Annotated in this window: 16 protein-coding genes and 2 pseudogenes; 14 read left to right on the top strand and 4 right to left on the bottom strand. The window is 51.4% G+C overall.

Annotated features, from left to right (window positions below):
• Positions 1-126: 126 nt before the first annotated feature.
• Positions 127-225: pseudogene (gene ydfV, locus LLF79_RS23595) on the bottom strand (protein YdfV); the annotation flags it as partial.
• A gap of 24 nt (positions 226-249) precedes the next feature.
• On the opposite strand from ydfV, the gene relB reads away from it, so the two are divergent.
• Entirely contained in the window at positions 250-489 is a 240-nt protein-coding gene (gene relB, locus LLF79_RS23590) for a type II toxin-antitoxin system antitoxin RelB (RefSeq protein WP_000534858.1), read from the top strand.
• The gene (gene relE, locus LLF79_RS23585) at positions 489-776 is read left to right on the top strand and encodes a type II toxin-antitoxin system mRNA interferase RelE (RefSeq protein WP_000323025.1); all 288 of its coding nucleotides are present in this window, start codon (positions 489-491) and stop codon (positions 774-776) included. The genes relB and relE overlap by 1 nt, the downstream gene beginning before the upstream one ends.
• Before the next feature lie 66 nt (positions 777-842).
• Here relE and LLF79_RS23580 read toward each other — a convergent pair.
• A pseudogene (locus LLF79_RS23580) lies at positions 843-1877 on the bottom strand (IS481 family transposase); the annotation flags it as partial.
• A 71-nt stretch (positions 1878-1948) separates the two neighbouring features.
• Between LLF79_RS23580 and LLF79_RS23570 the strand changes: the two are divergent.
• The 8 genes from LLF79_RS23570 (at position 1949) to LLF79_RS23535 (ending at position 7136) form a co-directional block, all read left to right on the top strand.
• Entirely contained in the window at positions 1949-2107 is a 159-nt protein-coding gene (locus LLF79_RS23570; RefSeq protein WP_013087178.1) for a type I toxin-antitoxin system Hok family toxin, read from the top strand.
• Between the two features lie 875 nt (positions 2108-2982).
• On the top strand, positions 2983-3297 hold the full coding sequence (locus LLF79_RS23565; protein ID WP_044157807.1) for a hypothetical protein: 315 nt from the start codon (positions 2983-2985) through the stop codon (positions 3295-3297).
• Positions 3298-3357: 60 nt separating this feature from the next.
• Positions 3358-3819, top strand: a complete 462-nt coding sequence (locus LLF79_RS23560) for a hypothetical protein (protein WP_013087181.1) — start codon at positions 3358-3360, stop codon at positions 3817-3819.
• A gap of 87 nt (positions 3820-3906) precedes the next feature.
• Positions 3907-4107: a hypothetical protein gene (locus LLF79_RS23555; protein WP_013087182.1), complete on the top strand. Its 201-nt coding sequence runs from the start codon at positions 3907-3909 to the stop codon at positions 4105-4107.
• 40 nt (positions 4108-4147) lie between these two features.
• Entirely contained in the window at positions 4148-4939 is a 792-nt protein-coding gene (locus LLF79_RS23550; RefSeq protein WP_013087183.1) for an N-6 DNA methylase, read from the top strand.
• A 41-nt stretch (positions 4940-4980) separates the two neighbouring features.
• Complete coding sequence (locus LLF79_RS23545; RefSeq protein ID WP_013087184.1) at positions 4981-5316, top strand: hypothetical protein; 336 nt, start codon at positions 4981-4983, stop codon at positions 5314-5316.
• Positions 5317-5860: 544 nt separating this feature from the next.
• Positions 5861-6298 carry a hypothetical protein gene (locus tag LLF79_RS23540; RefSeq protein ID WP_013087186.1) on the top strand — a complete coding sequence of 146 codons (438 nt, stop codon included), beginning with the start codon at positions 5861-5863 and terminating at the stop codon, positions 6296-6298.
• Positions 6299-6314: 16 nt separating this feature from the next.
• On the top strand, positions 6315-7136 hold the full coding sequence (locus LLF79_RS23535; protein ID WP_013087187.1) for a DUF932 domain-containing protein: 822 nt from the start codon (positions 6315-6317) through the stop codon (positions 7134-7136).
• 28 nt (positions 7137-7164) lie between these two features.
• On the opposite strand, the gene LLF79_RS23530 is transcribed toward LLF79_RS23535, so the two are convergent.
• The gene (locus LLF79_RS23530) at positions 7165-7704 is read right to left on the bottom strand and encodes a lytic transglycosylase domain-containing protein (protein ID WP_032662327.1); all 540 of its coding nucleotides are present in this window, start codon (positions 7702-7704) and stop codon (positions 7165-7167) included.
• Between the two features lie 573 nt (positions 7705-8277).
• Between LLF79_RS23530 and LLF79_RS23525 the strand changes: the two genes are divergently transcribed.
• Positions 8278-8673: a conjugal transfer protein gene (locus tag LLF79_RS23525; RefSeq protein ID WP_045341741.1), complete on the top strand. Its 396-nt coding sequence runs from the start codon at positions 8278-8280 to the stop codon at positions 8671-8673.
• 32 nt (positions 8674-8705) lie between these two features.
• On the opposite strand, the gene LLF79_RS23520 is transcribed toward LLF79_RS23525, so the two are convergent.
• Positions 8706-9347 (bottom strand): Arc family DNA-binding protein, encoded by a 642-nt coding sequence (locus LLF79_RS23520; protein WP_013087192.1) that lies wholly within the window; start codon positions 9345-9347, stop codon positions 8706-8708.
• 196 nt (positions 9348-9543) lie between these two features.
• On the opposite strand from LLF79_RS23520, the gene LLF79_RS23515 reads away from it, so the two are divergent.
• Genes LLF79_RS23515 through LLF79_RS23505 form a run of 3 tightly spaced genes read left to right on the top strand, consistent with a single transcriptional unit; the run spans position 9544 to position 10790 of the window.
• Positions 9544-9897: a type IV conjugative transfer system pilin TraA gene (locus LLF79_RS23515; protein WP_013087194.1), complete on the top strand. Its 354-nt coding sequence runs from the start codon at positions 9544-9546 to the stop codon at positions 9895-9897.
• 3 nt (positions 9898-9900) lie between these two features.
• On the top strand, positions 9901-10203 hold the full coding sequence (gene traL, locus LLF79_RS23510; RefSeq protein ID WP_013087195.1) for a type IV conjugative transfer system protein TraL: 303 nt from the start codon (positions 9901-9903) through the stop codon (positions 10201-10203).
• A 5-nt stretch (positions 10204-10208) separates the two neighbouring features.
• Entirely contained in the window at positions 10209-10790 is a 582-nt protein-coding gene (locus tag LLF79_RS23505) for a TraE/TraK family type IV conjugative transfer system protein (protein WP_013087196.1), read from the top strand.
• Positions 10791-10796: the final 6 nt, after the last annotated feature.

Here is a 10796-nt window from a genome sequence, read left to right as displayed (position 1 = left end):
TTTATTTAATCGTATGATTCTAATTTTATTAAATAAAGTAAGTTTCTGCATTGGTTTATCAAGAATGGTTGATCATATAAAACCACTACTTAGACCAAAAAGTGATCAGTAGTTTTCACACAGCCTGGGCACAAAGCGGACAGTGATCACCGTTCTTACGACTACTTTCTGACTTACTTCGTGACTTGCCCTAAGCATGTTGTAGTGCGATACTTGTAATGACATTTGTAATTACAAGGGGTGTAAGACATGGGTAGCATTAACCTACGTATTGACGATGAACTTAAAGCGCGTTCTTACGCCGCGCTTGAAAAAATGGGCGTAACTCCTTCTGAAGCGCTTCGTCTCATGCTCGAGTATATCGCTGACAATGAACGCTTGCCGTTCAAACAGACACTCCTGAGTGATGAAGATGCTGAACTTGTGGAGATAGTGAAAGAACGACTTCGTAATCCTAAGCCAGTACGTGTGACGCTGGATGAACTCTGATGGCGTATTTTCTGGATTTTGACGAGCGGGCACTAAAGGAATGGCGAAAGCTGGGCTCGACGGTACGTGAACAGTTGAAAAAGAAGCTGGTTGAAGTACTTGAGTCACCCCGGATTGAAGCAAACAAGCTCCGTGGTATGCCTGATTGTTACAAGATTAAGCTCCGGTCTTCAGGCTATCGCCTTGTATACCAGGTTATAGACGAGAAAGTTGTCGTTTTCGTGATTTCTGTTGGGAAAAGAGAACGCTCGGAAGTATATAGCGAGGCGGTCAAACGCATTCTCTGAACCAAAGCATGACATCTCTGTTTCGCACCGATGGTGACACTTCTGCTTTGCGTTGACAGGAGATGTATGGGTCCACCACATATTGCAATTTTTACTCTCACGTAAAATATAGTCCACTGGCGTCATCAGTTCGAGTGATTTATGTGGCCTTTTGCTGTTATACAGCACCAGATATTCAGCCATTCTTTGATTAAACAAATTCAGGTCCTCAAAAAGCAACAATTCATTGAATTCAATAAATTGTTCTCTAAGTGTCCGGTTAAATCGCTCACAGGTCGCATTCATTTTCGGTGTGTACGGATAGGCCCAGATGTGTTTAATCGAGGCTTCCTGTAGCGTTTTATCAAAGTTACCGAGGAACTCCTTACCGTTGTCAGTGACAACTTGTCTGATAGCGACAGGAAAGAGCTTTGTGGCCTTGCTGAAGAAATGGCTGGTAATATCGCTGTTGAGTGAAGGGACCGCAAGGGCCAGCGCATAGTCGCTGTGCTCGTCGATCATGGTAATGATATAGCGGCGTAGGTCCCCCATCCTGAGTTCAATCGCGTCCATCCCTATGAGTTCGCCTGTTTTTACCGGGCGGTATTGTTTTGGTCTTCTGGGCTTCACTGAGCGTTTTTTTATCAACCGGGCTTTGCCCCTGGCGCTGAGGCGTACGGGGATCATCCGCATTTTATCGTGAGCACCAGCAATGATTCTTCCAATGGTTGACGTGCTGGGACAGGTAAAATGCCGCGCTTCACACCATGGTTTCAGCCTGACAAAAATCTGCTCTTTGCCGAGATTGGGTAACTCAGTTCTCAGACGCCTGATCTCCTTGAGTACATCAGGATGCCAGTGCCTTGAACGGAGAACCAGAGGGGCTTTGCTTCTTGGAATTAGTGCTTCTGGACCACCGGTGCGCAGTAACCGGCGCCACCAGTAGAGTGTTCGCGTTGATACGTCTAAAGCATCAGCTGCGGCACGGATCCCGTGCTTATCCCAGAAGTTCAGAGCCTTCATTCTTAACTTCGCAATCTCGGGCATAAGAGAGTGTTTCATCGCATAAGCAGTTGCTCGGTAATACCCAAAATAGCCGACACCGATATGCTGCATCAACATCTGGCAATCCCTCCTTTAGTGTTCTGAGGCAATTGCAATATCTGTGTGAACTTACACAGGAGAAGAAGGCCATGAAACTGCCGCGAAACACCCTGCTCTGGTGCGTATTAATAGTGTGTCTCACACTGCTGATATTCACTTACCTGACACGGAAATCGCTTTGCGAAATCCGGTACAGGGACACGGACAGGGAGGTGGCAGCTTTTATGGCTTACGAATCCGCTAAGTAGCTAACCCCGGCGGGGGGAAACCCCCGCCATTCAGGGGCTGAGATTGTGTGGACATGCCTGAAGCGCCTTTATGAAGGGGTTGCCGGTTCGCCGGTAGCCCCTTTTTCCTTCCCGACGCGACCGCACGCCTGAACCTCCGGGAAGGGCTGTTCCCCTGCGGGGAACGGGGGAAGGGGGACGCGCCTTCGGCGCTGCCCCTCTGCTCCCTCTGCCTGATCCTCCCCCCTGCCTGTCCTGCCTGATTTTGTTGAATTCGAAACTCTGTGAGCTACCTGCTCATACCGGGCTTCAGCCTGGTGTGCCCGATGTTCTTTATCCCGGGCGTCATATCCGGCGTCCTGCCGGTTAACTTTCGCATCTGCAGCTCCGTGGCTATAACCCGAAAACAGGGCAGGGCGATGGCCCCCTTCGGCTCCCGGCCCGCGTGGCGGTCCGGTCGTCGAGCCCCACTCCGCCAGGTCGGCTGCTGACGCACCCGCCGGGCTCCGCCGAACCCGCAAGCGGTTTCGGGCTGACGCTAGGGTCTGATGGCTGAGGTCAACCCCCTGGCTTGCACCGGCCGGAGGCCGGGCCGCCCTGAGCGCGCCGGCGGAGCCGTCGCTTTAAGGCCGCCACGCCGTTCCGACGTGTCGGGTGCGTGCATCCTGTTCACCCGGTGAGGCCATCCCCCGTGCGTCCTCACGCGGAGGGCTGCTTGTAGCACCGTCGGGTCGTCATCCAAGGGGTGAAATGCACTCCGCCAAAACTTTTTGCGTGCCGCAAAAACTTTTGTCTCCGCCCCTTTCCTTCCGCCCTTCGCCGTTGCTCCTTTTGCCCTTTGCCGCGAGAGAACTCACCAGGGAGATGGACAACCATCACCACAGGAGAAAACCAGGATGCACACACAAAACGTCAACGTCAAAACCGCCGCTCCCGAATCTTCCAGGAAGATAGGGGGAAAAACCGTGTCGTACACGATCCTCGTCGCTGAGCAGAAAAAAAACTCAGCGGAGGAACCTGATGTTCTGGAGTTCAGCAGCCTGGCTGAGCTGAAGAAACTGCGCAGACGCTGCCCCGAAACGATGCGCTGCACCTATTTCTACGCCCTCAGCAGCGGCGTCGATAAACAGTTCCGCCATATCCATGTGGCTGAAGCTGACCACTTCAAACAGTTTGTGCGCCTGATCGCGCGTGCAGGTATCGACATTTAAACACGGTTCACCCCGTGCGGCAGCCGCCGCACGGAACCTCATAAGACAGGAGCCAGAAATATGAACGTTAACACCCCGGCCGCTGCACCAATGGCCTTTTTCGTTCCGTCCCATAACGCCGTTTATGACCGCGCAACCCAGCTGGAAGGGCAGTGGGTGACTCAGCGTGAAGCGATAACGCTGGAATCCCTGCGCCGTCTCTATCCGGATGCGGAGCTGATCCCCGCGACTCTGGTTCAGGAAAAGCAGAATGACGGCTATCGCCGTCCCTGGGTGGAAATCACCGGGGCCCGGTACATCGACCAGCTGGAAACGCTGCCGCCAGTGGACTGGTGCAGAGGGTATGGCGGGGAGTCGTTCAAATCGATGGAGTTTACGGGCGGGGATGTGACCGCAATTTTCGTCCGGTACGGCGCGCGTTTCTTTGAGTGCCATGACCTGCACACCCGCCATCACCGGGAGCTGATTGGCGACGTGATCGCCCGTTTCTGTCTCGATGCGCCGCTGAATTCCGCGCATTAAAAAAGCAGGGTTGCCCCTGCTTTCTCAACGCCGGGTAGCCGCAGCAACGGTGAACCGGCAATCACAACCAAAGTAAGGAGATTGATCGTGAAATTTGACCCGCAAACTGTCGCACAGGCGAAGGCATTTGTAAATGCCCTCCGCGCCGGAAAACGCGCTCGCGTACCCGCGCTGCGCTTCTCACAGTGGCAGCCGTTCCTGTCCGTGGTAAATGCCGAAACGGGCTACGCCACCGATGCTGACTGTGGTCTGGCTGTCAGCGTCTACCCGGCGCTTGGACTGGCTTAACAGGAGACGGCCGCCTGCGGGCGGCCGGTAAGGAGAAACCATGTCACAACTGAGTTTTGAATCCCTGTTCCTGGCAGACCAGGCTGATCTGCAGCCGCGGGCTTCCGCACCGGCCCGGATGCTGTCGCCAGCTGAGGCGCGTAAACAGTTCGCCAGTGTGTTCCGGCAAACGGCGAAAAATATGCGCCGTTCCGAAGTGTTCAGTGACTTCATCACCCTGGCAGCCAGCGAGCTGGATCTGGCCCGTATTCGTTCGCCGGAGAACATCGAAAACAGCCGTCGCATCTGCGCACGGTATCAGCCGGACGATTTAGACGCCATGAAGCAGCTGTTCTGCCTGTTGGTTGAGGGGCTGGCGGGTGACATTCATGATTTCCTCGGCGCTCTGTATATGGAGCAGGAGCTGGGCGCGGACGAAATGGGGCAGTATTTCTCTCCGTCCTGCATCTCCCGTCTGATGGCCGGACTACTCATGCCCGGCGCTCAGGAGACGATAAAGCGTGAGGGGTGGATGACGCTCGATGAGCCAGCCTGCGGCAGCGCCGGTATGGTCATTGCCTTTGCATACTGGATGGCTGAAGCGGGATATAACCCGTCTGAACAGCTATATGCCACCTGCACCGACATCGATCCAATGGTGGCTGATATGGCCTTTATCCAGCTGGCTCTGCTGGGTATTCCCGCGAAAGTCGTGACCGGTAATACGCTGACCCTGAAAGCGAACCGCGTGCGTTACACCCCCGTGTATTACTTCAATGACTGGCAGGGCCGTCTGGCATTTCGCAGTCGTCTGGATGCAATGAAGAACTTTCTGGCCACCGTGGCCGCCTGACTGACAGAGCGGCAGGGCAGACCTGCCGCAGGGAGATAAAAATGACAAGCAACACACTGAACGCTGTTCCGGCGACCGTGCTGGAGACCATGGCAGAATGCCTCAACGGCCAGCCTGAACCGCTAAAAATCCGCAACAACGACGATCACGCTGCACTGGCTGCAGATGTGCTCTGGCAGTTTGCCCGAAAAACCGGGCTGAACAGGGAAAGCGAGAGCGTGCAAACCGTCATCACTGATTTTCTGGCCAATCTTCTGCACCTGTGCAAACAGTGCGATCCTGACGGGGCAGGTATCGACGGATTTAATGCCCTGCTGAATATGGCCATGATGCATTATGAGCAGGAAAACGGAGGTGACAGCGAAGAACCAGTTTGATCGGGAGTCTGTGCCCTGGTGGATGCCATCAGGGCAACCGCAAAAAAACGCTTCCCCTTCGGGGAAACGGGGAGGGCGAAAGCGCCTCCGGCGCTCCTGCCATTCCCCGCTACCGTACTTCTCTCCTTACCTGCCTTCAGAACCGGCGTCCTGCTGGTCAACTTTCTCAGCTGCAGCTTTGTTATGGCCATAACCCGAAAGCAGGGCAGGGCGATGGCCCCCTTCGGCTCCCGGCCCGCGTGGCGGTCCGGTCGTCGAGCCCCACTCCGCCAGGTCGGCTTCTGACGCACCCGCCGGGCTCCGCCGAACCCGCAAGCGGTTTCGGGCTGACGCTAGGGTCTGATGGCTGAGGTCAACCCCCTGGCTTGCACCGGCCGGAGGCCGGGCCGCCCTGAGCGCGCCGGCGGAGCCGTCGCTTTAAGGCCGCCACGCCGTTCCGCCGTGTCGGGTGCGTGCATCCTGTTCACCCGGTGAGGCCATCCCCCGTGCGTCCTCACGCGGAGGGCTGGTCGTAGCACCGTCGGGTCGTCATCCGAAGGGTGAAATGCACTCAGACAAAAGTTTTTGCGTGCCGCAAAAACTTTTGTCTGCGCCCTTCTCCTGCCACCCCGCCGTCGCTCCTTTTGCCCTTTGCCGCGAGAGAACTCACCAGGGAGATGGACAACCATCACCACAGGAGAAAACCAAAATGCACACACGAAACGTCAACGTCAAAACCGCCGCTCAAGAATCTACCGGAAGATGTGATTCAAACCTCACCACGTCCCAGTTCACGGATCTGTTCTGCTGGGTCCTGGCAGCATCGGAAGGGGAGCCACAACCGACAATTTTTACGCCGCCAGAGAATGCCACTGAGCTGACGTTAATTAATGACGAATGCCCGGATTATATCTCTGTCTGGGTTGTAGATGGTCGCCCGGTGGCAGCTGCAATGCCGCTGGATAATTTTCACCGCGTTATTCCTTCATCACTTACTAAATAATCAGGAGTAAATAAAAATGGTCAGTTTCGCAAGCCGCTATCGTATGCCTGTCTCGATCCGTAAAGACCGTCCGCTGACAAATGAGGAATTACAGCTCATCGTTCCGAGCGCGTTCTCATCGGATAAACACGATTCACGCTCTGAACGTTATACATATATCCCGACCATAAATATTCTTGACCGTTTACGTGATGAAGGGTTTCAGCCGTATTATGCAACGCAGTCACGCACACGTGACCAGGATAAACGAGAATTTACAAAACATATGCTTCGCCTGCGTCGTCATGACCAGATTAACGGGAAAGAAGTACCGGAAATTATTCTGCTGAATAGCCATGATGGTTCAAGCAGCTATAAAATGATCCCCGGTATGTTCCGTCAGGTTTGCAGTAATGGTCTGGTTGCATGGAAGGATTTTGGTGAAATCCGCGTACCCCACAAAGGGGATATTGTCGGGCAGGTTATTGAAGGCGCTTACACGGTGCTGAAAACATTTGACGCGGTTGATGAAAATATTGACCTCATGAAAAGCATTCAGCTTACTTTGCCTGAGCAGCGACTTTTTGGTGCGACCGCTCTGGAACTTAAGTACGATGGAAAACCAGCGCCGATTACGCCGGAGCAAATTATTAACCCACGCCGGGTACTCGACAGAGGCCAGGATTTATGGACCACGTTTAACGTAGTACAGGAAAATGTGATCCGTGGGGGGATTCGTGGCAGAACGCAAAAAGGGAAGGTGGCCAGAACGCGGGAAGTCACCGGAATTGATGGTGACATCAAATTAAATCAGGTGCTCTGGAAAATGGCGGAGGAGTTTGCAAAACTGAAGGCCTGAAAATTAAGCCGCTCAACAGAGCGGCTTTTTACTGCCCGCTATGTAACGAGGTCGTTTCCGCAATTTGCATTGCATGCTCCTTTCCCGCAGCTGGCGCCAGACGTTCAGAAAGTAGCTTTTTTCTGGCCAGCAATACACGATATATATTTTTGATATCCTGAGCATACGCCTTGCGCTGCGCAATGAGCTTTTTGCTCGGCCCCGTATTATACATCCCTACGCTGTCCCAGTTTTTTCCGTATGACCTGAAGTTGTGCGCCAGTACCCATGCACCCGTATAAACGCAGATGCATGGATCATTCAACAGTCGCTCACGGGTAATATTGAAATTTTTAAGTTTACCGTAATGGGAACTGTTCACCTGCATCCCGCAGACATCTTCTGTTCCATTCCTGTTTGATCCATTTATCGCACCCGGCTTAAGTCTGCTCTCTTTAATTGAAATTGACATAAGCAGCAGCGGATCAATTTGATAATCTTTCCCGGCCTGATCAAAGCACATCTGGGGAGCTGCGCCAGCAGACATGGAAAGGGTCAGCAATGCCGCAGGTAGTATCGATATTTTCATGGTTTGGCCTTTTAACGAAATACACGGGCTCTGGAGAGTCGCCTTAAAAAATACCCCGACGGATCGTCGTAATCAAGTTAATTCACTACAAACGCGCGTGAGCGCTCTCCTGAAGGGATTTAACACCCGTCCGAAATAAACATATCAGAGCAGTAGACGGTATTAACACGCCGCTCTTTATTAACCCCTTAAAACATCACACCCCACGCAAGACTTTGTCTTGCAGATTTTTCTTTTAATTTCAGGTGCATATCTGTGATAAATTTGCGCGTTATTGAAGTGTGACCGTCTAATGTCGCACACACCGACACTACACTATCGTATAATCCTGATACCTGTTAGTGTCGGTATGTCACACATGTATCGTACAATTGTAGATATGCTTTAATTACATTGAATTATATATCGCACAGTGTCACACTGTCGCACATCCTGGTGCTGGATTGTACTACTGTACAAAACAGAGATTCGCAGCAGTATCAACCCATTACACCTTTGCACAGCATTTTGATAAACCACCAACAGGCCATATGTAGTGTCGGTTCCGACACTAACTTAAAACAGGTAAGAAATATGGGAAGAGTCGGTATCTACCTTAAAGATAAAATTGAACGCGAGGTTCGCGATATTGTTCAACAAGACCTGCAAAACGGTGCCACCGCAGGAGAAGCAAACATGTCAGCCACCTGCAACGAATTAATCAGGCTTGGGCTTCTGGTTTATAAACGCGATGGCGAGGATGGCAATCATTTCGATATAGAAGGATACCGAAGGGACCTCATAAGAAAAGCAGCAGGTTCACGCGAAGGTACAGTTCTTATTGCCACACTACTTGCTGAGATGTATTTAAAAATGACAGGAAAAGATGGCGAAGGAAGGTTGGAAGATACACTTGATATGATTTTAAACGGCATAAACACAGCCGAGGATGAGGCGGAAACAAGACACTTCATCAACGAAAAGAAATAAATCCACGAGCCGGAAACCCCGGCTCGAATCGATCACTGGGATGACTTTTCATCCCACGGAAGGTCACTTTTCTCCACCTCTCTTATTTTTTCCTTCAGAAACACCTCGAACTCCATACAAAGAACTTTAAGCGCCTGCGCATCCTCGTTCTGGTCAAGTAACCTTTCCGTAAAATAACCCAGCGTATTCATCAGACGGGTAAGCATTTCGTCATTAAGACTACGGTTATGAACCTTCGCCATCGCCCTGATTTCATCCGCGAGATTCTCAGGAATACGCATGCTGTAGCCAGTTGTTTTCCCTGGAAGTAAAATTCTTTCACCCTCACGCCACACCCACAACTGCTCCTGTTTGGGCGGGACTTTAACATCTTCCGCAACATCAACGGATTCACCATCAAGTAATTTACCCAGCCACTCCTCAAATTTCACCGCCAGTGCAATGAGACGCTCACCCTCCGCATTTTTAATGACAGGCTTGCCTGGCTGGTAATTCAGCGACAATAAAAGCCTGGCAATAATTTCCTCATTCACGCTTCTGTTGCCAGCTCTGGCACATATTCTCAGCTCCATAAGCAGATTATCCGGAGCACGCAACCGCCACTCCACCGCTTCACCTGGCTGGAACTTACGTGGACGGCCGCGACCATCCAACAATTTCTCTTTAACTTTCATAGCTATAGATCCCGGAGGCCATTTCCATACTTTCTGGTCAACCAAGCCTACTCACTTACATATTCGGATAAATCTGAATGATTCCAAAAAGTGTGACATGTGTCACAGTTTTTTTTTTTTAGGGTCATGGGAAAATTGCGCCCGCGTAAACAAGCACTTACGCGAGTCACTTTTGTTTACTTCGGAGAAAACAATCATGTTAACCAAAGGCAGTGCCCTTAACGTCGGTAAGGGATGGGCGGTAGCGTCTTTATTCCGCAAAGCACGCGAAAATCGCCAAGCTAAATTTTACTTAAAGTCAGCAGGCGCTTTTTTAATTGCACTTATGGTCACTCACCCGGCATTTGCCGGCGGAACCGACCTTCTTTCCTCACAGAACACCACGGTTAATTCCACCTTCGGCTCTGGCTCTTCATTGATTAAATGGTTCTATATCGCCGAAATCATCATGGGCCTGTTTATTTACATCAAGGCCCGCTCACCGCTGGTATTCGTCGGTATCGTAATGGCAATCATCTTTACCCGTGTCGCCTTCGGCATCGCGAGTTAAACGATGAATGGGGAAGAAGATAAATATAACTTCCCGGAAACAATGAACCAGCAGGACCGCTATTTTGGCTTGCCAGTTGATGAGTTAATTGTTACCGCACCCCTTCTCATTCTGGGGGTGCTTAACAATCTGTCAGTTGAACTTGGCGTTATAGCGGGAATCCTCTGGTTCATCGTCAGATATCTGAAAAAAGGGCAGGGGTCGTACTGGTTACTTAATTTCTGTTACTGGCACCTGCCATCACTTTTATTCAAAGTAACCTTTCGCCAGATACCTGATTCTAGTTTCCGGCACTGGAGGGCATAGTTTTCATGAAACTGAATATTAAAGGAGAGCGCGATAAACAACTCCGCTATGCGTTTATTGGTCTTTCAGCTTTAACTTTACTTATGGGGGCAGGCAACGTACTGACAGGTTCGCTTGCATGGTATTTTGCCACCACCCAGAAAACCATTACCACACCATTAACATTTAACCGCCCCTTCGCATCAGATTCAAAAGGTGTCGATGCCCCAGGCCTGACACAATTCGCCGCCTCCTTTATTTACTGGCGACTGAACGTCACCCCGGAAAACATCGACAACAACCAGAAAATGATTCTTGGATTCGTCCCTTCCGACGAACGGGACGAACTCAAGAAAGCTCTGGATATTGAAGCTGAACGCATAAGGAAAGCAGGCATCTCCACTCAGTTCGACACGAAAGAAATTCGCGTCATGGATGATGGCTCCGTGCAGTACAGCGGAGTTCTGAAATCCTCCACCACTAACGGCGTAATCATCACGCCATTAAAAGACCAGGAAAAAACCTACCGCCTGAAACTGAGTTATGAGAACGGTGTGATTAACCTCCACAGCTTCGAAGAACTCCAGCCGGTATCCACCACCAACTAACAGGAC

Source organism: Enterobacter cloacae complex sp. 2021EL-01169 (assembly GCF_020733125.1).
Lineage (GTDB): Bacteria > Pseudomonadota > Gammaproteobacteria > Enterobacterales > Enterobacteriaceae > Enterobacter > Enterobacter roggenkampii.
The sequence above is the reverse complement of the archived record's forward strand: the minus strand, read 5'-3'. Positions and strand labels throughout refer to the sequence as shown.

Bases quoted from the DNA above. Each gene is read 5' to 3' on its own strand.
- relB (WP_000534858.1), top strand. From the start codon at position 250: ATGGGTAGCATTAACCTACGTATTGACGATGAACTTAAAGCGCGTTCT.
- relE (WP_000323025.1), top strand. From the start codon at position 489: ATGGCGTATTTTCTGGATTTTGACGAGCGGGCACTAAAGGAATGGCGA.
- LLF79_RS23570 (WP_013087178.1), top strand. From the start codon at position 1,949: ATGAAACTGCCGCGAAACACCCTGCTCTGGTGCGTATTAATAGTGTGT.
- LLF79_RS23565 (WP_044157807.1), top strand. From the start codon at position 2,983: ATGCACACACAAAACGTCAACGTCAAAACCGCCGCTCCCGAATCTTCC.
- LLF79_RS23560 (WP_013087181.1), top strand. From the start codon at position 3,358: ATGAACGTTAACACCCCGGCCGCTGCACCAATGGCCTTTTTCGTTCCG.
- LLF79_RS23550 (WP_013087183.1), top strand. From the start codon at position 4,148: ATGTCACAACTGAGTTTTGAATCCCTGTTCCTGGCAGACCAGGCTGAT.
- LLF79_RS23545 (WP_013087184.1), top strand. From the start codon at position 4,981: ATGACAAGCAACACACTGAACGCTGTTCCGGCGACCGTGCTGGAGACC.
- LLF79_RS23540 (WP_013087186.1), top strand. From the start codon at position 5,861: ATGCACTCAGACAAAAGTTTTTGCGTGCCGCAAAAACTTTTGTCTGCG.
- LLF79_RS23535 (WP_013087187.1), top strand. From the start codon at position 6,315: ATGGTCAGTTTCGCAAGCCGCTATCGTATGCCTGTCTCGATCCGTAAA.
- LLF79_RS23530 (WP_032662327.1), bottom strand. From the start codon at position 7,704: ATGAAAATATCGATACTACCTGCGGCATTGCTGACCCTTTCCATGTCT.
- LLF79_RS23525 (WP_045341741.1), top strand. From the start codon at position 8,278: ATGGGAAGAGTCGGTATCTACCTTAAAGATAAAATTGAACGCGAGGTT.
- LLF79_RS23520 (WP_013087192.1), bottom strand. From the start codon at position 9,347: ATGAAAGTTAAAGAGAAATTGTTGGATGGTCGCGGCCGTCCACGTAAG.
- LLF79_RS23515 (WP_013087194.1), top strand. From the start codon at position 9,544: ATGTTAACCAAAGGCAGTGCCCTTAACGTCGGTAAGGGATGGGCGGTA.
- traL (WP_013087195.1), top strand. From the start codon at position 9,901: ATGAATGGGGAAGAAGATAAATATAACTTCCCGGAAACAATGAACCAG.
- LLF79_RS23505 (WP_013087196.1), top strand. From the start codon at position 10,209: ATGAAACTGAATATTAAAGGAGAGCGCGATAAACAACTCCGCTATGCG.